Below are 22,585 nucleotides of genomic sequence, written 5' to 3'. Positions count from 1 at the left end.
CCCAGTGCTGATCAAATTACTAATTATTTAGATGCATCGTCCTTATCGCCTGCATCCGCTTCTCGATGAGAAATCACCTCATCAATCAAACCAAAATTTTTGGCTTCTTCAGGCGTCATAAAGTTATCACGCTCCATTCCCTGCTCGATAACCTCAATCGGCTGACCACAGTGGTCGGCATAGAGGGCGTTCAGGCGGGCTCGGGTATCGATGATATCTTTTGCATGAATCTCAATATCTGTGACCTGCCCCTGGAATCCTCCAGAAGGTTGATGGATCATGACCTTTGAATTCGGCAGAGCAAAACGCTTACCCTTTGCGCCGGACATCAGCAATAAAGATCCCGCAGACATAGCCTGCCCCACACACACAGTGGAAACTTCCGGTTTTATGTATTGCATGGTGTCATACATTGCTAGACCGGATGTTACTACACCACCAGGAGAGTTGATGTAGAAAGAAATATCTTTCTTTGGATTATCAGATTCAAGGAACAGCAATTGAGCGCATATAAGGCTTGCTACCTGATCGTTCACTTGACCAGTTAGAAAGATAATTCGCTCTTTTAGAAGCCTTGAGTAGATATCATAAGACCGTTCACCGCGGCTTGTTTGCTCAACAACCATAGGAACGAGAGTATTCATATATATATCGCGTGGATCACTCATAGCTTCCCCTCAACGTAATTCGCGTGTCGCATAATTAATTAACAAATAAAGCTCGTTAACTATATCTCACTAGAAAGTAATATGGGTTGCGCGAGAGATTCGCACAACCCATACAACACGTTTAGTTTTATTAAGGCGATCTAGACCTTAAGCATCTGCCTTTTTCGCAGCGGCTTTTTTAGCTGGCTTTTTGGCCGGCGCTTTTTTAGCTGCTGCTTTTTTAGCAGGCTTCTTTTTTGTTACAGCTTCATTTTCAGCTTCAATCTGCTTACGCAGATCATCCGGAGAAATTGACTTCTCTGTAACCTTTGCAAGATCAACGATGTAATCAACAACTTTGTCTTCAAATACAGGCGCACGAAGGTTGGCAAGTGCCTGCGGATTCTTTTGATAGAACTCGAAAACAGCCTGTTCTTGACCTGGATAGTTACGTGCTTCCTGAAGAAGAGCAGCGTTTAGTTCTTCTTGCGTCACATCAATTTCGTTTTTGCTACCAACTTCTGAAAGAAGCAGGCCAAGACGAACACGACGTACAGCAATATCCTGGTACTCAGCTTTTAGCTCATCTTCAGATTTTGCAGCATCTTCTTCGTCAAGCTTGCCTTGCTCTTTGTCGGCTTCGATCTGTTTCCAGATACCGTCAAATTCAGCTTCAACCATTGCTTCAGGAACATCAAAGTCATGGTTATCAGCAAGCTGATCAAGAACTTCGCGCTTCAGGTGAGAATGTGCGATACGGTCATATTCAGCTTTAACCTGCTCAGCAACACGCTCTTTAAGCTTTTCAAGGTTCTCTTCACCAAGCTTTTCTGCAAGTGCGTCATCGATTTCAGCAGCAACAGTTTCTTCGATGTCTTTTACTTTGACCTCAAAGACAGCATCCTGACCGGACAGCTTTTCGTTACCGTAACCTTCTGGGAAAGTAACGTTTACAGTTACATCATCATCGATGTTCGCACCAACAACTTGCTCTTCAAAGCCTGGAATGAATTGACCAGAACCAAGTTCCAGTTTGAAATCATCGCCGGCCATACCAGGAAGAGCTTCACCACCAACAGTACCCTTGAAGTCGATAGTAACAACATCGCCTTCTTTTGCTTTGCGCTTGCGCTTCAGCGGCTGAGTTGTTTTGTGGTTTTCAGCAATACGACCGAGAGATTCGTCAACTTCTTTCTCTGGAACATCAACAGAGAGCTTTTCTAGCTTCAGTTTAGCGAAATCCATTGGCTCGATATCAGGGATGATTTCAAAAGCAATGGAATACTCAAGATCTTTACCATCATCAAAAGAAGTAACTTCGATTTTAGGCTGCATCGCAGGACGAAGGCTACGCTCTGAAATCACTTCCTGAGAGGTTTCATTCACCAATGCTTCAAGGACTTCGCCCATTACGGATTTACCGAAACGTTGCTTCATCATTTTCATTGGAATTTTGCCAGGACGGAAGCCTGGGAGCTTGACTTGAGAACTCAGCTCAACCAGACGACTATCGATTTTTGCGTCGATGTCATTGGCGGGTACGACCACCGTAAATTCGCGTTTCAGATTTTCCGCGTTAGTCTCAGTTACCTGCATTTGCCGGCGACGCCTTTCATTTTCACGTAAAAAAGACCTGGGAGGACAAAAGCAAGCTGCCCGGGCAGCGCTGGCCTTCCAGGGTCAAACAAATTAGTTTCGAAATGGTGCGGGTGAGAGGACTTGAACCTCCACGCCTCTCGGCGCCAGAACCTAAATCTGGTGCGTCTACCAATTCCGCCACACCCGCATTTCGTCTCGATTTGGAGGGGTTTAATACATCATTACGGAGGACGCAACTAAGACTTTTCAATTTTGTAATTTTTTTTTGATTTTCTCATCACGTTTTTCGGCAACTTGTTAAAAAACCCCAGAATACTGCCAATCTTAATTTTATGATCAAGATCCAAAAACATTTTCAAGAATCTCTGTTGTCCGAGCTACCGGATTCTGACGAATCTGCTCTTCCTCCTTTGCCAGATAGTAAAAAAGTCCTTCCAACGCCTTTGAAACGGTATAATCCGTCAAATCGGCCTTAACATCCGGAACAAAAGGAATCGCTTTATAGCTGGAAATCATTTCTTCGTAGCTATTCACCGCACCGACCTCAGAAAGCGTCCGATCAATAATCGGTTTAAATTTTTCCTTTAATTCAGGACTCATCTTTTCCTGAAAATACCTTGTCGCTTCGTCATTACGCCCGTCATAAATTCGCCGTGCATCTTCCAGTGTCATTTCAGAAATCGTATCCAGGAAAAGTTCACGTGCTTCAACAGATGCTTTTTCTGCACCGCGATTAAGCTTGAGTTCCAGATCATCGGCCAAAGAAGACAAACCAACAGTCTGCAATGCGCCCTGAACTTTCTTTAGATTCTCCGGCAAAGGAATGTGAATATTATTGTCCCCATTAAAACCATCCTTCACACTAACCTGATCAACGACCCGAGCAGAACCAACACGTAACGCTTCTTTCAGACCGGAAGAAATCTCTCCGACACTCAAGTTACTTTGATTTTGTCCTTCTTGCTTAGTTTCCCCTCCACTGAGGATCTTAAGCCCTTCGCTAAACAAATCAGCCTGTACCGGCAAAGCAAAAAGAGAGATTGATAGAGCAGCAGACAATGTGATGGATTTATTGAACATAAAAAAATTCCGAACCTGATGAAGAAATTACCTACGGAAGGTAGCTCATGGTTGATCTTGAGTTTAAGTTTCACTCAATGCGCAAAGAAAGAAGTCTAGATTTCCAGACACAAACATTTCCTGACGCAAACAATGAAACAACTAGGAGTAAAGAGCGAAACTAAACATCTACACATATAACAGATTCGAAAAGCGCGTATATATACGTAAAACATTAAACCCAAATAAATCACATCTCACGCCAAACGGCACACATGCAAAAGGCCCTGAACATTCCGTCCAAGGCCCAAAAGAGGATTTACTGGTGAGTAATCAACTAGGTAAGTAGAGCTTAAACAGCTTCGCAGTAACGCTCGGAAAAGCTTGAAAGACCAAGAGTCCTAAAGTCTTCAAACCCGGTGCTAGAATCTCCATCAACAGAGATCGAAAAGTGTACGTGTGGGATGCCAAAGGTATCTTTCTTTACATTAATAACCCTAGCTGTTTCCACAACACGATGAGGATTCACATAACGATATTTGTGACCAACTTTGACTTCATCAGAGTCGCGTTTGAACTTATATAGACTATCAACGAATGACATAATTAAACCCTAAATACGAACACTTCCTATACATGACAGCACCAATAATCGCCGATAGCTATTAAATAAAAGTAAATAAATAGATCAAAAACCATATATTTTTTTGTAACTCTAATGGGTTACAGATTTACACTACCTATTTGGGGTCCTTAAAGGGCGCCATACTTGCCCCAATGCAAGTGATCAAATCATCAGCAATCATCCCAGAACCAGCCCTGTACGCAGCATCACTATGCAACCACACCCCTGCACAAGCAGCATCAAATATAGACAACCCTTGCGCAAGTAATCCCGTAATAATACCCGAAAGAACATCCCCTGTTCCGCCCTTGGCCAACCAATAAGGCGCATTAGTATTTATCACCGCCCTACCATCGGGCGCAGCAATGATGGTATCTGCCCCCTTTAAAACAACAATACAACCAGCCTTGACCGCAGCATAACGCGCCCGCTCTAGCCTTCCTCCCCGAACATCAGGGAAAATCCTTTTAAACTCCCCTTCATGAGGCGTAATGATTACTTGCTCACTTAACAAAGAGAGCAATTGTTCCGGCTTATCTTCAAAAACACTGATACCATCAGCATCAAGGACCACAGGCACAAGACATGACTTCAAAACATCAGAAACAAAAGATTTGAAATCATCACCTCGACCAGCCCTAGATCCCAAAACCCCAGGCCCCAGAACAAAAGCGCTGATTTTTCTATCCCTCATAAACACCACTAACTCAGTGTGATCTTTATGATCGTCAACAATAAGGCTCGGAGAAGTTAACGCATAAACCAATCTGTCGGCCTCTGAACACAAGACAGTCACAAGACCGGATCCAACCCGCAGGGCTGACATAGCTGCCAAACGCCCGGCACCCGACATCTCCCCACCCCACACAAGACTATGCCCGAAATGATATTTGTGTCGGCTGTAATAGTAACTAGGGATTTGGTCTGACCATAGGTCCGGATGGTTCTCTCTAGCCAAATAATTCTCTTCAGACAGTGAAGACAGCTTTACCTCGACCTCTTTCGGAATACCAATGTCAGCAACAATAATGTCACCACACAAATCTGTACCGGGATAAAGACAATGCCCTGTCTTTTTCATAAAAAACGTCACTGTTTTTTCTGCACTAAAAGCAATATCCCCAACGATCTCACCCGTATCACCGGATACGCCACTTGGCATATCGACAGAAACCACACGACGCCCTCGTGACCACTCGGCGAAGCGACAACACGTTCGATCCAAAGGCCGCGCAAGGCCTGCCCCGAAAAGCGCGTCAACAATAACATCTGCCGATTGAAAGTTCGCCTCCCCAAGCTCATGCACGACATCTCCTTGCCACCGCTTCGCAAAATAAAGCGCATCCCCCTTAAGCGCCGATATCGACACCATAGAATAGAGTTTTACTTCATACCCCAGATCATCCAACACTGCTGCTGCGACAAAACCATCGCCGCCGTTGTTACCGGGACCACAAAGCACAAGCACCCTCCCCTCAGGAACCATATCGCAAACGGCCCGTGCAACCGCCTGCCCTGCTTTTTCCATCAATGAAATGCCGGATACGCCGGATTTCATTGCCAGATCATCAGCAAGATACATATCGCGAACACTAAGAAGAGAATGATCAATCCCGAGCATTTTATACAACCACAACAGTTAGAAATTCTTTCTAACCCATAGCATAACACGTGTGCACACCGCGACTATGACATAGACACCTATTAGGTGATATATGCGGCAAAAGGATCAAAGAGTTTTCGACAGGACAAAATTAGCCTGTAAAAACATTGCTTAAAAAGTTTATCTTCTCGGATTAGATTTGGGCTTTGGTACCAATAAACTGCCAACACCAGCATAGCCCCGGGGATTTTTCTTGGGCCTAAAAGTACGATCATCCTTAAGCGGTCCAATTAAATCAATAGATGTAGCAGAGGCCGTTTCAATAGGTTCTGGTTCTAAGTCAGGTTTTGGTTCTGGCTTGGGAACGATTACTTCAACCTCAGCTTCCACCTTAACCTCTGACTTCTCTTTGCTACCACCCGGCCTGTCATCACTCTCTTCTTTAAGAGCAAATGATGCATCCGGCTCTTCAGGGGGCAAATTCCCGGCAACAGCCTGCTTCATCTCTGGTTCAGTATCCAAACGAGCAAGTTCAACCAGCCTGCCAGACGCAGATTTATTACCATTTTTCTCTGCAGCCCTATACCATTTCTCGGCCTGCTTATGATCAACAGGAACAGATAATCCTAAACGATAGACTTCACCAAGAGCGTATTGAGCACCAGAAACGTTGTTATTTGCTGATTGATGAAACCAGAAAACAGCTCGCTCAAAATTTTGCGGAACACCTTCCCCGCGAAAGAGGGCAAGGCCAAGATTGTATTGCGCCATTGGATGATTCGATTCCGAAGCCATACGCCAATAACCAACAGCTTTTGCCCGATCTACATCGACACCCTTCCCCTGAGCGTACAAACGCCCAAGATTATTTTGAGCAGCAGCAACACCCTGATTCGCCGCAGCCTCATACCACTTTATTGCCTCAACATACTTCGGTTCGCTACCATATTCCGGTGTTTCGTATAGCTTACCCAGACTGTATTGAGCCTTTCCATGCCCATTCTCAGCCAGCGGCAACCAGAATGACAGGGCAAGCGCGTGATCCCCTTGCTCGAAAGCAGTAACACCATTCAGATAGTCATCTGCTTTTACGATACTAAACGAGGAGAGTGTCATTGCACCTGCAAGAAAGACACTACAAAGGGACTTACGCATACGATTGAAACCTACGAATCTAAATTATGTTAGTGAACCTACATATTAGATCAATATGGCTCAACAATGACCTTCACTTAATGATCATTAAATTATTTAAAACTTCTTTAGGGTCTGATTTGCTCGGGGATATCCTTGTCTGGATACAGCGCCAAACAGGTGTATTGAAGTAGTTTTTCACGATTACCAGAAGACATTATGACACGAACGCCAATCTGATTCTCCCTTTGCCACATCACCTCGCCCAGGAATTCGCCTGCAATAGAATGGGTCAACGTAACTTCCTCACCGACATCGGCCCCAAGATTACCCTTGAGACAAAATCCACCAAAAGACAAATCAGCGATGGTTGTCATAACTGCCTGACCATCTCTATCAACAACTTTAAGGGAAATCGGTTCAGAAGCCGGAAATCTGGGAGCCTGGCGTCTGTCTTCACCAGCGATCGCGTTATTTTCCATCACACATGCCTTCATTAATGAAACAATTATGTCAAATTAATGATAAATCAAAACAAGCTAATCAGTCGTTAATAAAAACAGGGCTGTCGATAACTAAACTGTGATTAAAAGAAGATACAAAAAAAGCGGCCACCCAATCGGTTACCGCATCATAATAATCAACATTGACATGGGGTGGCTGAGGGGACTTGAACCCCCGACCCCCGGTACCACAAACCGGTGCTCTAACCAACTGAGCTACAGCCACCACAAGGTCAACGAGGTAACGCAATTTCGTTACCGATGAGCGAGCTTTTATACACATAGAGCGAAGCCGTCAAGCGCTACTGCACAGGTAAAGAAAATTGTTTTCTCTCTCCACTTATTATTCAGGAGAACAACCGAGCCGGAATAAGAGTGAAATAAAGTAAAAACTTAACATATCAGCAATATATCAATTGCCTTATGGTCTCTCTTTTTTTTCGAAAGAAATAATAAATGCAGGATTCGACACACATCTTCGCACTGAATAGAATCATTAAAACAACGCACCGCCCCTAGCCCCATAACGTTATCCTTATAACCCTCGCCTAGCATGGAATGACCCGAATATAATCAACAAAAGTCACCTTGCCTAAGTATTAGGCAAAAACTGCCTAATAAATAACCACCAATACTCTGTTGGATTTTATATATCCCTAAAATTAAGGATTCCAAAGTTGGCATGCATCATGCAGTAAAGGGGGCATAACAATATGGACGAAAGAGCCGCCCCCTACTGATGCTGGAGCATTCGGACAAATGAAAAAGATCGAAGCGATCATTAAACCTTTTAAACTCGACGAAGTGAAAGAAGCCCTTCATGAAGTCGGTATTAATGGTATCACCGTGACTGAAGCCAAAGGTTTCGGCCGCCAAAAGGGCCACACAGAGCTTTATCGTGGCGCTGAGTACGTGGTTGACTTTTTACCCAAAGTAAAAGTTGAAATCGTTCTTGAAGACGAGTTGGCAGAACGCGCGACCGAAGCAATACAACAAGCAGCCCAAACGGGTCGCATCGGTGATGGCAAAATTTTTGTAAGCAACATCGAAGAAGTTATTCGCATCAGAACTGGCGAACGCGGCGGCGACGCCATCTAATCACACCAAATAACAACACATCCCATAAAGAAATACTTTACTACAAAGGAAAGAGCTTATGGCTGACGTAAAGACAGTCCTTGATATGATCAAGGAAAATGAAGTTGAATTCGTTGATTACCGTTTCACAGACCCGCGCGGTAAATGGCACCACATGACTATGTGTGCTTCTGCAGTTGGAGAAGACGAACTGGAAGACGGCATCTTGTTTGATGGCTCTTCTATCGAAGGCTGGAGAGCAATTAACGAATCTGACATGATCATCAAACCAGATCTGTCATCAGCAGTTATGGATCCATTCTCTGCTCAAGCTCAAATGATTCTGACTTGTACTGTTTACGAGCCGGATTCAGGCCAACTTTACAATCGTGACCCACGCGCAACAGCAGAACGTGCAGAAGCTTACCTTCAATCCACAGGCATTGGTGATACCGTTTACTTCGGCCCAGAAGCAGAATTCTTCGTTTTTGATAATGTTCAATTCGACACAAACAGCCACAGCACATTCTTCCAGCTCGATGATGAAGAATCTCCACACATGACACGCGCAGAAATTGACGGCGGCAACTCTGGTCATCGTCCTCGCGTTAAAGGTGGTTACGTTCCTGTTGGTCCCGTTGATACCGGTATCGATCTTCGGGCAGAAATGACCACAGTTCTTAAAGCTATGGGCGTTGAAGCAGAAAAGCATCACCACGAAGTTGCCCCGTCACAGCATGAACTGGGCGTTAAATTCAACACACTTGTACGTGCTGCTGATGAGCTGCAGATCTATAAATATGTCGTCCAAAACGTGGCGCATGCTTATGGTAAAACCGCCACCTTTATGCCAAAACCAGTCGCTGGCGATAACGGTTCCGGTATGCACTGTCACCAATCAATCTGGAAAGATGGCAAACCAACTTTTGCTGGTGAAAACTACGCAGGCCTGTCCGAAACTTGCCTGCACTACATTGGCGGCGTCATCAAACACGCAAAGGCCCTGAACGCTTTCACAAACCCATCAACAAACAGCTACAAGCGTCTTGTTCCTGGTTTTGAGGCACCTGTGCTTCTTGCATACTCCGCACGCAATCGTTCTGCATCTTGTCGTATTCCACACGGTTCAAACCCGAAAGCAAAACGTGTTGAAGTTCGCTTCCCGGATCCAGTTGCAAACCCATATCTGGCATTCTCAGCCCTTCTGATGGCTGGCCTTGACGGTATTCGCAACAAAATCCACCCTGGTGATGCGATGGACAAAGATCTTTATGATCTGCCAGCGGAAGAGCTCAAAGATATCCCAACAGTTTGCGGCTCTCTTAGAGAAGCTCTGGAAGCGCTGGAAGCAGATAACGAATTCCTGCTTGCAGGTGACGTATTCTCGAAAGATCAAATCGAAGCATACATCAACCTGAAATGGGAAGAAGTACAGCGCTTTGAAATGACGCCTCACCCTGTTGAGTTCGATATGTATTACAGCGCCTAATGCTTAAATAAAACGATTACCCCCAAGTTTTTTGACTTAAAGTTACGACTTGAAGGGATAATATATGAAACAAAAGCCCCCGAATAATCGGGGGCTTTTGTGCTTTATAGGTAATTCTATCTACGTAAATCAATCAATTACAAACGAAAGCTATTCTTCTTATTTCTTGAGTAGCTAGGTATGCCCTATAGCAAAGTCACTTCAGATCCCCCCGAAGTGATACCCCCTTTTGCAGAGGGTGTATCTAGCGCCACAAAGAAAAGGTACTTAATTAGCTGCCAAGGCTTTATCTTTTCCTTCGGCCAATAAGCAGAGCCTGACCATTTCCGGCAAGCTTCTGACATCCAACTTTTCCATTATTCTGGCCCGGTGAACCTCGACTGTTCTGGTACTAATACCCAACTCATAAGCTATAACCTTGTTCAAAAGCCCCAGAACAAGCTTATCAAGAACCTCTTTTTCTCGTGGCGTAAGCTTATCGATAGCACTAACAGCATGAGTTCTAAGTTCTGCTTCCTCCTGTTGCGCTTCACTTTGCTCTAGCGCAGAGGTCACAATCTCGGTAATTGCAGTATCGGAAAAAGGCTTTTCAACAAAGCTAAAGGCACCAGCCTTCATTGTCTCTACAGCTTTTGGAATATCCCCATGTCCTGAAATCATAACAACAACAAGATTACTATCTGATGCCGTAATTTTCTTTAACGCCTCAACACCATCCATTCCCGGCATCCTGATATCCAGTAAAATACAACCGGAATGACCAAGAAGGTCTTCAGCAAAGAATTCCTCAGCCGATGCAAAGGTCCGAATAGAAGCTTCAAATGAAGATGTGCTTAAAAGCAATTCAGTAGATTCACGTACAGCGTCATCGTCATCAATAATGTATATATACATATCGTTTCTCTGCAAAACCCTTTGATCTTAGTATAACTCTACAACAAACCATCATATAGGTATTCAAATATTCCAAAGCCTTCTAAGCATTATTTACAACAATAAGAAAGACAACAAGTTCTAGTTTGCCTTCCGAAGCACAACCTGCATAAATTTGACCCCGACAAACTCTGAAACAACTCGGCCAAAATCTTACCCCTAGGACAATCGACAATATTAAATGCTGACATTTGCGACCAAAGCCGTTTCAAAAACAACTACGATATTGGTAGTGGTTTTGCTTTGTGTGATCGCCCTTAAAGTTTCAGACCCTTGGGCAATTAGAATCCTGCGCCACAACACCTTTGATGTATTTCAAAAAATAAACCCAAATCAGACCAGAACTGAAGAAATAGTTTTAGTCGAAATTGATGAAACGAGCCTAAAGGCAAAAGGACAATGGCCTTGGCAGAGAAATATTCTTGCAGAACTTACAGATAATATACTAGGGCAATCACCCCGCGCATTGGCAATTGATATTGTTTTCCCTGAACTTGACAGAACATCACCCAGTCTAATCATCGAGAACAATCCGGCTCTCGCAAGACAACTCAAGCTGCACAAACATAATCTCCCTTCCTACGATGATATTTTTGCAAGCTCTCTTCAGGGACACCCTGTAATTCTGGGCATGGCTACAGGTTACGGCACAGATCAACGAGCCCCAATAGAGACCACGACCAGTATAACAATGTATGGAGGGGACGTCAGATCCACTTTACCGCGTTTTAATTATGTTCTCAGAAATATAGAACAACTGGAAAAAGTTACGACACAAGGCGTTAACAACCTGGCAGCAGAACGAGACGGTATAATTCGCCAACTCCCATTACTTTACAATGTAAATGGCACAATCATTCCATCACTAGAGATTGAAACCCTGCGCCTTATTAATGATGCCACTGAAATAAAACTGACAGCAGAAAACAACAAACTCAAAAATATTGAATTAAATTCATTCAACTTGGCTAAGAGCAACCGTGGTAAACCCTGGATTTATTTCAGCAAAAATTCTGATTACAGCAAGGTATCTGCCAACGATATCCTTACAGGCACCATTAACAACACCTTGTTCAGGGATAAAATTGTCATCTTGGGTGTAACGGCACTTGGTATAGCTGATTATACACTGACACCTGTCGGATCAAATTTATCCGGCTTGGAAATACATGCACAAGCATTAGACAACATGCTGACCAACAGTCTTCTTGAGCGCCCATCCTCTTTTTTCTGGATAGAACTAAGTTATTTACTTCTAATCGGTATTATTTTTCTTGTAGTTCACAAACGACACGGAGCATTGGAAGTCACTGTAACATTTGCAGTGATGTGCTGGGCATCCGTACTTATCTCTTCCAGTCTGTTTGTCTTTAGGTCAGCTCTATTTGACCTTTCCCTGCCTTTGATATTCACATTAATCATGTTCGTGATTTCCGTATCTACAGGCTTTGTAACTGAACAAGCACGCAGAAGAAAAGAGGCTAAAATAGCAACGCAAAAAGAGCGAGAAAAAGAAGCAAGGATCAGAAAACTACAAAATGAATTACTACATACAATTGGTAAAAGTTCGGTGCAAAAACTGTCTTCATCCATTGCACACGAACTAAATCAACCCCTTGCAGCCATTTATAACTTTACCAACGCAGCAAAAAAAATCCTCGACAAGGATAATCTTGATCAAGAAACGATCAAACCCGTTTTAGAAAAAATTCTTAAACAAGCTGACCGTGGCAACGAAATATTACGAACAATCAGAGATGCAGCAGAGACGGGTAAATCCCACCTTTCTGCACTCAACATCAATAAGATAATTTTAGAAGAAATTGAATTGTTTAATGATTCAAGTTTAGGAGAGAAATTTTATATAAAGACAGACCTTTCCCTAGAGCTTCCTAACGGCACAGCAAACGAAATACAACTACACCAAGTGCTGTTAAATCTTATACGAAATGCAAAACAAGCAACCGAAGAAATCGACAGAAATGATCATGAACTGCTGATTTCAACCCGCGAAAATCCCAAGGGAATGATTGAGGTCGCCATTAGCGACACCGGTCCTGGACTAACCCCCGATCAGAAAAAAGATCTCTTCAAGCCCTTCTTTACGACAAAGGAACAGGGTACAGGGCTCGGCCTCGCAATCAGTCGCTCAATTATAGAGGCTTGGGGCGGTAACTTATGGGTAGAAGACAACAAAAAAGGGGGAGCAACCTTTAAGTTTACTCTCCCCCTTAATCACTAGAAATTATCTGTTAGATATCGATCTGGCACTTTACCGTAAAACCATATCTACCCTGCGATTAAAGGCTCTTCCCCCCTGCCCCTCACCATCGCCAAGCGGATTTTCCTCGCCCAGAGATTTAATATCAATAGAACCGCCATCAATTCCATTTTCAATTAATCTATCACGTAAATTACCAGCTCTGCGAAGCCCAAGTTCCTTATTGTAATCAGTAGCACCAATAGAGTCTGCGTGCCCAATAAGGCTGATATCTACCGTTTCTCTGGTCGCAATTTCCGCTAAAACAGATTCAAAGATTACATTGGATTCTTCTGTCAACTCAGCGCTATCAAACCCAAAAAAGAAAAAGAATGATAATGGCTTAGGAGGTTGCGCTGCTTCCGTTTCTGCAACCAACTTAGAAACAAGGTCACTCGACAGTTCTCTTGGCTTTTTGGGCGCTTTCTTATCTGGAATTTCAACGACAGTATTAACAGATGAAATCGTTTGCTCGCCAGCATCATTTCGAACACTGACCTCGCCAACGCTTCCGTCCTCTTCGGGCAACAAAATAACATAATTACCGCGAGGTGCAGAACAACCAGCCAACACCAGAAATAAAGCTGACAATAGGATTTTTGACATTAATTTAGGCATAAAATGATCCCTCTTATCCACTGACATTATTCTGCACGCACAAACATTTTAGTACCGCGAACAGAAATCGTTCCAGCAGGCGTTGTTATTTGCAAATCTTCATCAGGGTTTTTTGTCAGTTTGGCAATAATTCCAGATATATATAAAAGTGTTCCCTCAAAAAGCTGAACTGCAAATGCAAGCTTCTTGTTATCAGGATCAAATTCAAAATTATTAAGCTTCAAAGACGAATTACTCCCCAAAGAAACCAGGGTATTATCTCTGAATGATACCCCTAGCGAAGACTCATTTCGGGTTTTCACAATATCATCTTTGTAAAGAGGGTCGCCGATTTGAAGAATTCGCTCGGCCCCTGCACTCTCTACGTAGCAAGCGCCATTCAGCACTTTCACATATGCAATGGCATTTTCATCTGCCTGTGCCCCTGTAGGGGCAACAAAAAGCAAAGAAAAAAGAGCTAACGTTACAAAAGAAACGCGTAATTTTTTAACAAGAAACATAGTTTCACAACCTTCAATCAATAACCAAAAGGAGAACCTTTATTCTTTTGGTCAACAAAATAGGATAAGAAGTAAAAACCCCAGAAAACAAAGAACACTTTATAACTTATATAAAACCATATCAGCAAAAAACTTAGCTCTGAATAATATAAATTCTTTTAATAAGAAACCACACAACAAAACATAATTATTAAATTACATTACTTGTGAACTTTCTAACATACCTTATACTAAAGCATAAATTTTACTACATCACATATGTCTATTTATAATAGTTTAAAATCAATGTTAGCCCTTTATAATTCCAATATAAAGAAGGTAAATTTGCGCAAAAATAACAACCATAAATATACAAAAGACAAAAACATCAGGACACGAAAAAATTTACATGGTATTTTAATTAAAATTTAATAACCAAAAATTTTATTCGCAGGCTTTAATGTATATTCCGCCTCTCTACACACGGACGGGAACAATCATTACCCCTGAACCTCAAGCTAACCGAGGCCCAGGGTTTAAACCTGCGACACAGCCTAGCGATGAAATAAAGACGATCAAAACCATAAATTCGGAAAATACAACAGGAAAAAAGCTGCTCGCTCCCCCAACTGACGGACGAGGCAGCCGTGTTGATATTCTAGTTTAAGAGAATACTTGGGTTTAGAACAGTTTTGATCTGAATACGTTTTAAAACCTTAAACATCAATCACATAACAAATTCAAACCTGATTTTTAATATCCACATACAACAAAAGCGCGATCAGACGAACGCGCTTTTGTTGTATGTCATCGTTTGCAAAACTTACGCTGCAATGCCTTCACGCCAAGCGGTAGAAGACTTACAGGTCTTGCAAATACGCTCGCCAGGCCATTCGCTCACGAACTTTTCCCGACACTTAAGACAATTACGTTTTTTCTTCTCATACACCCGGTCAGAAACCGGCTTTGTATTGGACTGATCGCTCATTAATCCCTCCGTAGGATCCGGCAACTTATAACCTCAAGAACCGTAGTCCTAGGTAAATAGATAATTATTTAAGTTCTTCCGTAGAAGAATAAGGTCTCCAAAGCTCGTCAAGAGCCATCACAACCTGACACCCTTCGTGGGCAAAGACGTCAGAAACAACGCCATCTCAAATCATAAAATGGCTCTGTATCCATACATCTTTTAAAGCGTCTCAAATTGTGGCGATTCCGACAGTCGACTACATAGAGACTTATGCAGTAAGAAACGGAACGGAGACTCAACAAAGGCACTTTGTGCAATGCACAAGTATTAAATAATGTAAGTGAGAAAAAAAATCAACTACCGTCGTGTAAAATTTGGCGATGTCAACGTATTTTTCCGTCGTTTTTCTGTAATATTTTATTCCACAACGAAAGGTTTTACCTGTCCTCCATGGCCATGCACGCTATCATGGGCCCTGATAAAAACTTTTTTTACGCCCTGGGGAATCTCAACACCGGATAAAGATCTGGTAAAGGGTTGCTCGTTTTCATGGGGATGATGAAGCACACGCGTGGCCAGTATCGTCCCGTCTTCGGTTATGACTTCCCATCGATTGGCATAATGATCCCACCCTGTGTCATCATGACGCACCGTCACATTAAAGCGCCACCCCCGATCACCCTCTTTATGCCCTTCAACTTTAACGACATCCGCCTCCCCGGCAACAACAGGCTTGAGCAAAGCCAAAATCACCAACAGCGGTAACAAAGCACAACGGATAATAATAACAAATCGCCGCATGGATTCCCCTCTAAGAGCTTCTTGTAACCTATTACAGATAGCCATCTATAACAGAGATACCCCAACAATACTCCTCACAACCCGGTGAAGTACTCACCAATCAGAACCCAAGCATTGGAAAAGGAAAATATTTGAGAATCCAAGCACAGAACCCAAACACAGAAGAAAGCAATTCCAGCGAAATCACAAGGCCAACGAAGCCTTTAAAATATCCATCAGGAACAAAAAATACTGACGAGGGAAACAAAAGGTGAATTCAGCATCATCTCGAACTTGCCTTAGCCCTGCCATCAACACATAATGTTCTTATGTCAGATCTATTTCAGTCAGCCCCCACTAATGAAACCACGGTTGATTATTCAGCCAAGGATATTCAAGTTCTCGAAGGTTTGGAACCTGTTCGACATCGCCCCGGCATGTATATCGGCGGGAACGATGAACGCGCCATGCATCATCTTGTTGCAGAGGTTCTTGACAATGCCATGGACGAAGCTGTTGCAGGGCATGCGACACGAATCGATATTGAGCTTGGCCTGGATAACCAGATAACGATCAAAGACAACGGACGTGGTATTCCCGTCGACGCCCACCCTAAATATACAGACAAATCTGCACTGGAAGTCATCCTGACAACCCTGCACTCAGGCGCGAAATTCACACAGGATGCCTACGCAACATCCGGGGGTCTTCATGGTGTCGGTGTTTCCGTTGTAAATGCCCTATCTGATTCAATGTATGTTGAGGTGGCAAGGGACAGACAGATTTATCGACAGGAATACAGCAAAGGTCACCCGCTGACCAAACTGGAACTGATTGGCAAAACCAACAACAGGCGTGGGACAACAATTTCATTCCACCCTGATGCGGAAATCTTTGAACCCGGCTGTAAATTCCAGCCTGCCCGTCTCTATAAGATGACAAGATCAAAGGCCTATCTGTTTAAAGGCGTTCAAATTCGATGGACATGCGACCCTTCCCTTGTCGAAGGCAGCAACATTCCATCAAGCGAAGTCATCCACTTCCCCAACGGCCTGAAAGATTTCATTGATTCGCAGCTCGGGGAACGTCCGGCTTTAACCTCAGAATCCTTTGCTGGTGAAGCAGAATTCTCAGATGGTCAGGGGCGTGCGGAGTGGGCGATCTGCTGGCCACGGGATGAACAGGGATTCGTCAATTCCTATTGTAATACAATCCCGACGCCTGATGGCGGCAGTCACGAAAGCGGTATGCGCACCGGCCTATTAAAAGGCCTCAAGGCATATGGCGAACTTACAGGCATCAAAAAAGCAGCGCAGATTACAGGCGACGACCTTTTGAACGGCAGCATTTCGGTTCTCTCCGTCTTTATCAGAGATCCGCAATTTCAGGGACAAACCAAGGATAAGCTTGCAACCCCTCTTGCCGCAAAACTCACTGAAGCAACAATAAAAGATCACTTTGATCTGTGGTTGGCCAGTAATCCTGAAAGCTCCAGAATTTTGCTGGAACGTATTATAGAGCGCAGTGAAGACCGGCTCAGAAGAAGGCAGGATAAAGAAACCAGCCGTAAGACTGCGACACGTAAAGTACGCCTGCCCGGAAAGCTTGCAGACTGTAGCAGCAACAGATCAAATGACACTGAAATTTTTCTGGTCGAGGGCGATTCAGCTGGTGGGTCGGCAAAGCAGGCCAGGGACAGGAAAACACAGGCGATCCTTCCCCTGCGCGGGAAAATTTTGAACGTTGCCTCTGCAACGGCTGATAAAATCAAAGCAAACCAGGAAATTGCGGATATCACCTTGGCATTGGGTTGTGGTACCAAGGGACAGTTTGACAAAGACAAGCTTCGTTACGAACGTATCATCATCATGACGGATGCTGACGTTGACGGTGCCCATATCGCATCTTTGTTAATGACTTTCTTCTATCAGGAAATGCCCGGTCTCATCGAAAGCGGCCACCTCTATCTTGCGATGCCGCCGCTTTACAGGCTGACCCAAGGAAGCAAAACAGTCTATGCCATGGATGACGAGCATCGATTGGAGCTGGAGAAAACCGAGCTGACAGGACGGGCAAAAGTTGAGGTCAGTCGCTTTAAAGGTCTCGGTGAAATGCCGCCGAAACAACTTAAAGAAACAACAATGGATCCAGCAAAAAGAACGCTTCTGCGAGTTACCGTTCATCACAATGATGACTTTGATCCAGCTGAAAGCCAGAGAGCCGCAGCGGACAGGGTCAATTGTCTGATGGGTAAAAAGCCGGAACTCCGGTTTAATTTTATTCAGGACAACGCCAAATTCGTTTCTGATATAGATATCTAGCACTACAGATATTCTTTAATCAAAAAGCACTGCTATTCAACTGGATAGCAGTGCTTTTTTATCTGAATTGTGTTCAATCTCAGTATTCCACACCGCAACATTGCCCCTTTTTTGTCACAAAGCCTCTCCCTTTCGGCATAAAGCCGCGGGATAAGAAATAGAAAGAAACAAAACAACTCTATTTTTTAATGGCAGGGCAGCGGCATGCTGAAAAAAATCACGACCCAACACATCAACTTTTTTACAAAAACACCATTTATTCTCCCATTTATTCTCATGGCGTTAGCCTCTTTCATGATCGCTATCAGCGTGAACAGTTCGATGGCAAACGGACTGGTCTCGCCCAACGATATGAAAAGGGGTTCGTTGTTATTAAAAACAACAGAAGACGGAAAGATGGTCGAGGCCATTCAGCTTGCGACTAATGTCGAAATTGACATCAATGGACCAATCGCCCGCACGAAAGTAACCCAGCGATTTAGAAACCCGTCAAATGGTTGGGTCGAAGGCACTTATGTTTTTCCCCTGCCCGAAACATCCGCTGTTGATACACTAAAAATGCAAATTGGCGATCGCTTTATCGAAGGTGTGATCAAACCCAAAGAAGAAGCCCGCAAAATCTATGACGACGCCAAAAGAGAAGGTAAAAAAGCAAGCTTGGTAGAACAGTTGCGCCCCAATCTCTTTACCAATTCAGTCGCAAACATAGGACCGCAAGAGATCGTCGTCGTACAGATTGAGTACCAAGAGACCGTTAGACAATCAAATGGCCTTTTCTCTCTCCGTTTCCCAATGGTCGCAGCCCCGCGCTACAATCCCAAACCACGCATCGTCGAAAGTGTCAATTTTGAGAACGATGAACAGTGGGGAACAGTTAAAGACCCCGTGCCTGATCGCGAAGAGATAACCTCTCCCGTTTTAAATCCCGAAAAACAGGCTAAAAGTAATCCCGTATCTCTGAACGTTAATCTGGCTTCAGGCTTTCCTATTGGGGAAATCAAAAGCCCGTTTCATAACATTGTGACCGATTATAAATCCAAAGATCAGGTCAAAGTGTCACTCAGCGACCAAGTTGTACCAGCAGATCGCGATTTTGAGCTCAACTGGAAAGCTGAACCCAAGCAATCACCACGCGTCGCTCTTTTCAAGGAAACCATTGGTCAGGATGACTATTTCCTTGCCTTTGTTACCCCGCCAAAACTCGCACAACTTGCGCAGGACGAGATACCAACCCCGAACAGGGAAGTCATTTTTGTTATTGATAACTCTGGCTCTATGGCTGGCCCATCCATGAGACAGGCAAAGGAAAGCTTGCTTTTAGCGCTTGCAAAGCTGCAAAATCAGGACCGCTTTAACGTTATCAGGTTCGATGATACCTACGAAGTCCTTTTCCCCTCAGCCCTTGAAGCCAACACGGGCAATCTCGATATCGCAAAAAGGTTTGTCTCATCGCTCGAAGCCGATGGGGGAACAGAAATGCTGCCCGCGCTGGAGGCTGCACTCGGAGATCAGACACCCCACGATAAATCCACCCTGCGCCAAATCATCTTCCTCACGGACGGGGCCATTGGCAATGAGAAACAGATGTTTGACACCATTGTCAAAAAGCGGGGGCGGTCCAGAATTTTCACTGTTGGTATTGGCTCTGCCCCCAACAGTCACTTTATGAACCGCGCGTCGAGCTATGGTAAAGGCACCTTTACCCACATCGGATCTGAGCAACAGGTCAGATCCCGTATGAATGAGCTATTCACAAAGCTTGAAACCCCCGTACTCACAGACCTCAAGGCAGACTGGCCGACAAGAAACCAGCCCGAAGAAAACAACGTCGAAATGAGTCCAAGCCAACTGCCTGATCTCTATAGCGGCGAGCCCGTCGTTATTCTGGCAAAAACAAAAACCGCAACTCAACCAACCAAGGAAACACTGGATATTTCCGGCCAGTTCGCCAATCAGCCCTGGACAATTAAATTGCCTTTAAAGAGTGCACAGCAAGGCACTGGTATCGGTAAACTTTGGGGTAGAAGAAAAATTACAGAAATAGAAGGCCAGTATTTTCAGGCCGATAACTGGGATGTTCTTGATCAGGACATACTCAATACCGCCATGAAATATGGTTTAATCAGCAAAATGACCAGCCTCGTTGCCGTTGATATCACACCGACAAGGCCAGCTGATAAAGATTATTCTAGCCAGAAAATCGCGTTGAATCTGCCGGCAGGATGGGACTTTGAGAAGGTTTTCGGACCAGATTATGCCTCTGAACCTGAACCACAGAAAGAGGCCAGTGTCTCACCGCTCTATAGCTTGGCAGCCAGTGATGCCCCGTTGGAAAGCCCTACATTTGCAAAGGCTAAATCGATCCCCTTACCTGCCACAGCAACAACTGCGGAATTAAAAATGATTCTCGGCATTCTACTGTTGCTTGCCACCGTATTGTTCATGCTGGTGTCACGTAAAATGCTTACAAACGGGCACCGTCCATAATCATGGCACTATCGCGTGGCACCAAACCCGTTTCACGAAAAGGGTGGCCTGTCCAGCATCTGGCAAGGGGAACCAGAAAGTTCCTCTTGCTGGCATTGTTTATTATAGGATTTGCATTAATCGGAGACGGCCTCTACATCAAATTAAAAGCCGTCCTGGCGCAACACCTGCTGCAACAAGCCTGGCAAGAGACCCTAACAACCCAAACACCACAAAAAGCATGGTCCTGGGCTGATACCTACCCTGTTGCAGAGATAAGCCTCCCCAATCTGGCGATTGAACCCGTAATCGCCCTGCGTGGCAGTAGTGGGGAAGCCTTGGCCTTCGCGCCAGGGCATTTAGAAAACACCGCCCAGCCCGGACAGCAGGGAACGGCCGTTTATGCAGCTCATAGAGATACTCATTTTGCTTTTTTGGAAAAGATAAAAGCAACTGACATCATAAAAGTGAAAGATCCTCAAGGGCGAGATCATTTCTATAGAGTGGATAACATCCGGATTACCAAATGGGATCAATCTGGCATTACCAATCAAAATTCGTCTAAGCGAATAGCCTTGGTAACTTGCTGGCCTTTCAATGCTCAAACACCCGGCCCGCTTCGATATATTGTAGAGGGGCACCTTCTTGAAAAATCTCTCTCTGATTGACCAGGCAATCTTTGTGACAAAAACCAAGCAAGCTGCGAAGCCTAATCCCTTTCCAACCAGTCTTGGAGAACCTTATTAACTTGTGCTGGCAACTCAATATTTGACAGGTGACCACAGTCTTCCAAAACCAGAAGTTCGGCACTTGGTGTCAAAGAGGCGATTTCTTCTGAGCAGTCCAAAGGGGTAATCAAGTCATCCCGCCCGCAGATGACTTGTACGGGGCACTTTATCTTCGGTAAAATATCCAGATGGCTTTCACGATCCAGTATTGCCGTTTGCTGTCGAACAAAAGCTTCCTGTCCAACCTCTTCGGCCATTTTGTATATTTCAGACGTCAAGGACGTATCATCCATTCGGTCGGGATGAATAAGCAGAGGCATCAAGTGCGGTGTCACCCCCTTAAACTTTCCACGCCCGGCCAAGGAAAGTAGACCACGTCTACGCCGCTTTTGTTCGGGGCTATCCGCACGTGCTTTTGTATCAATTAACGCCAAACGCTTCACACGCTCGGGCGCAATCCGCAGGATCTCGAGCGCGACATATCCCCCCATTGATAATCCAACGAGATTGAACTTTCCACGCACCTGTTTCAAAGCCTGTACTGCCAGCTCTCTAATAGAGCTTGCCTGGGTAAGATCAGCGACTTCACAAAGATATTTGTCTTTAAAGTGATCCAACTGTGGCGACCACAGTCGTTGGTTACACAACAAGCCCGGCAGAAAAAACAGGCGTTCTTTTTCTTGCATGAAATTAATCGTTTTCTTTGAGTAGGTTCGATAGTTTTTTAAATTCTGGTGTTCCGGCCTTTTTCAACATTTCAAACATCACCATTTCGCTTGAAACAACTTCGGCTCCGGATCTGATCATACGCTCCAGCGCCAGCTTTCTATTCTCGTCAGCGCGCGAACCAATAGCATCTGCCACAACGAAAACATCGAATCTCTCTGCCAACAATTCCAGAACAGTCTGCTGAACACAGACATGGGCTTCAATACCCGTAACAATAACCTGACGCCGTCCGGTTTCTTTTAAGGCTGACATAAAAGGCGCACAGCCCGCAGAGCTGAAAGAAATTTTCTCGAACACATTAGTATCTGTGTAATAATCACGCAGTTGTTCAAGAGTATGCCCAAGCCCTTTCGGGTATTGCTCAGTCACCAGAACAGGCACAGATAGCTCAGACGCCGTTTTCAAAACCAGTTCATTGGCTTTCAGGATGGATTGAAGTTCAGGTATTGCAGGTGCCAATCTGTCCTGCACATCAATGACAACAACAACCGAATCTTCTGCAGACATCAACATTTTTCAAGCGCCTTTATCACGTTAACGGACCTCTATTGACTTAAACATCACC

At 44.3% G+C, this 22,585-nt stretch carries 20 protein-coding genes and 2 tRNA genes; 6 read left to right on the top strand and 16 right to left on the bottom strand.

The annotated features are described in order from the left end of the window. Positions 1–23 precede the first annotated feature (23 nt). The 9 genes from clpP to WH95_RS07275 form a co-directional block, all read right to left on the bottom strand. Entirely contained in the window at positions 24–668 is a 645-nt protein-coding gene (gene clpP, locus WH95_RS07315; protein WP_046505041.1) for an ATP-dependent Clp endopeptidase proteolytic subunit ClpP, read from the bottom strand. A 147-nt stretch (positions 669–815) separates the two neighbouring features. Beyond that, on the bottom strand, positions 816–2,243 hold the full coding sequence (tig, locus tag WH95_RS07310) for a trigger factor (protein WP_046505040.1): 1,428 nt from the start codon (positions 2,241–2,243) through the stop codon (positions 816–818). Positions 2,244–2,348: 105 nt separating this feature from the next. Further along, positions 2,349–2,433 (bottom strand) — tRNA-Leu (locus WH95_RS07305). Between the two features lie 149 nt (positions 2,434–2,582). After that, the gene (locus WH95_RS07300; RefSeq protein ID WP_046505038.1) at positions 2,583–3,326 is read right to left on the bottom strand and encodes a DUF4197 domain-containing protein; all 744 of its coding nucleotides are present in this window, start codon (positions 3,324–3,326) and stop codon (positions 2,583–2,585) included. Positions 3,327–3,657: 331 nt separating this feature from the next. Further along, entirely contained in the window at positions 3,658–3,909 is a 252-nt protein-coding gene (locus WH95_RS07295; RefSeq protein ID WP_046505035.1) for a hypothetical protein, read from the bottom strand. A 136-nt stretch (positions 3,910–4,045) separates the two neighbouring features. Then, a complete protein-coding gene (locus WH95_RS07290; protein ID WP_046505032.1) occupies positions 4,046–5,551 on the bottom strand; it encodes a bifunctional ADP-dependent NAD(P)H-hydrate dehydratase/NAD(P)H-hydrate epimerase in 1,506 nt (501 codons plus the stop codon). A 162-nt stretch (positions 5,552–5,713) separates the two neighbouring features. Next, on the bottom strand, positions 5,714–6,688 hold the full coding sequence (locus WH95_RS20480) for a tetratricopeptide repeat protein (RefSeq protein ID WP_052741859.1): 975 nt from the start codon (positions 6,686–6,688) through the stop codon (positions 5,714–5,716). 107 nt (positions 6,689–6,795) lie between these two features. Beyond that, positions 6,796–7,149 carry a PilZ domain-containing protein gene (locus WH95_RS07280; protein WP_046505028.1) on the bottom strand — a complete coding sequence of 118 codons (354 nt, stop codon included), beginning with the start codon at positions 7,147–7,149 and terminating at the stop codon, positions 6,796–6,798. Between the two features lie 170 nt (positions 7,150–7,319). Beyond that, positions 7,320–7,396: transfer RNA gene (locus WH95_RS07275), tRNA-His, on the bottom strand. A gap of 533 nt (positions 7,397–7,929) precedes the next feature. Here WH95_RS07275 and WH95_RS07270 point away from each other — a divergent pair. Continuing rightward, positions 7,930–8,268 carry a P-II family nitrogen regulator gene (locus tag WH95_RS07270; protein WP_046505026.1) on the top strand — a complete coding sequence of 113 codons (339 nt, stop codon included), beginning with the start codon at positions 7,930–7,932 and terminating at the stop codon, positions 8,266–8,268. A gap of 58 nt (positions 8,269–8,326) precedes the next feature. Further along, positions 8,327–9,736, top strand: coding sequence for a type I glutamate--ammonia ligase (gene glnA / locus WH95_RS07265; RefSeq protein ID WP_046505024.1), 1,410 nt, complete (start codon positions 8,327–8,329; stop codon positions 9,734–9,736). A 267-nt stretch (positions 9,737–10,003) separates the two neighbouring features. Here glnA and WH95_RS07260 read toward each other — a convergent pair whose 3' ends face one another. Then, a complete protein-coding gene (locus WH95_RS07260) occupies positions 10,004–10,630 on the bottom strand; it encodes a response regulator transcription factor (protein WP_046505021.1) in 627 nt (208 codons plus the stop codon). Between the two features lie 220 nt (positions 10,631–10,850). Here WH95_RS07260 and WH95_RS07255 point away from each other — a divergent pair, with 220 nt between their 5' ends. Then, entirely contained in the window at positions 10,851–12,911 is a 2,061-nt protein-coding gene (locus WH95_RS07255; protein ID WP_046505018.1) for a CHASE2 domain-containing protein, read from the top strand. Between the two features lie 30 nt (positions 12,912–12,941). Here the strand turns inward: WH95_RS07255 and WH95_RS07250 are convergent, their stop codons facing one another. The 4 genes from WH95_RS07250 to WH95_RS07240 all read right to left on the bottom strand — a co-directional run bounded on the left by WH95_RS07250 (position 12,942) and on the right by WH95_RS07240 (position 15,797). Continuing rightward, on the bottom strand, positions 12,942–13,547 hold the full coding sequence (locus WH95_RS07250; protein WP_046505015.1) for an OmpA family protein: 606 nt from the start codon (positions 13,545–13,547) through the stop codon (positions 12,942–12,944). 26 nt (positions 13,548–13,573) lie between these two features. Continuing rightward, entirely contained in the window at positions 13,574–14,047 is a 474-nt protein-coding gene (locus WH95_RS07245) for a FecR family protein (RefSeq protein WP_052741858.1), read from the bottom strand. Between the two features lie 802 nt (positions 14,048–14,849). After that, positions 14,850–15,014: a hypothetical protein gene (locus WH95_RS21265; RefSeq protein ID WP_020593633.1), complete on the bottom strand. Its 165-nt coding sequence runs from the start codon at positions 15,012–15,014 to the stop codon at positions 14,850–14,852. 399 nt (positions 15,015–15,413) lie between these two features. Next, positions 15,414–15,797, bottom strand: coding sequence for a hypothetical protein (locus WH95_RS07240; RefSeq protein ID WP_046505013.1), 384 nt, complete (start codon positions 15,795–15,797; stop codon positions 15,414–15,416). Positions 15,798–16,105: 308 nt separating this feature from the next. Here WH95_RS07240 and parE point away from each other — a divergent pair, with 308 nt between their 5' ends. The 3 genes from parE (at position 16,106) to WH95_RS07225 (ending at position 21,231) form a co-directional block, all read left to right on the top strand. Then, the gene (parE, locus tag WH95_RS07235) at positions 16,106–18,097 is read left to right on the top strand and encodes a DNA topoisomerase IV subunit B (protein ID WP_046505010.1); all 1,992 of its coding nucleotides are present in this window, start codon (positions 16,106–16,108) and stop codon (positions 18,095–18,097) included. 294 nt (positions 18,098–18,391) lie between these two features. Further along, complete coding sequence (locus tag WH95_RS07230) at positions 18,392–20,584, top strand: marine proteobacterial sortase target protein (protein ID WP_218044466.1); 2,193 nt, start codon at positions 18,392–18,394, stop codon at positions 20,582–20,584. Between the two features lie 2 nt (positions 20,585–20,586). Then, a complete protein-coding gene (locus tag WH95_RS07225) occupies positions 20,587–21,231 on the top strand; it encodes a class GN sortase (protein WP_052741856.1) in 645 nt (214 codons plus the stop codon). 41 nt (positions 21,232–21,272) lie between these two features. Here WH95_RS07225 and WH95_RS07220 read toward each other — a convergent pair whose 3' ends face one another. Continuing rightward, complete coding sequence (locus tag WH95_RS07220) at positions 21,273–21,977, bottom strand: alpha/beta fold hydrolase (protein WP_046505007.1); 705 nt, start codon at positions 21,975–21,977, stop codon at positions 21,273–21,275. A gap of 4 nt (positions 21,978–21,981) precedes the next feature. After that, a complete protein-coding gene (locus WH95_RS07215) occupies positions 21,982–22,533 on the bottom strand; it encodes a hydrolase (protein WP_046505006.1) in 552 nt (183 codons plus the stop codon). Positions 22,534–22,585: the final 52 nt, after the last annotated feature.

This window comes from Kiloniella litopenaei, from assembly GCF_000982415.1.
Classification (GTDB): domain Bacteria; phylum Pseudomonadota; class Alphaproteobacteria; order Kiloniellales; family Kiloniellaceae; genus Kiloniella; species Kiloniella litopenaei.
Note: the sequence above shows the minus strand (reverse complement) of the source record. Positions and strands in the feature narration are given on the sequence as shown.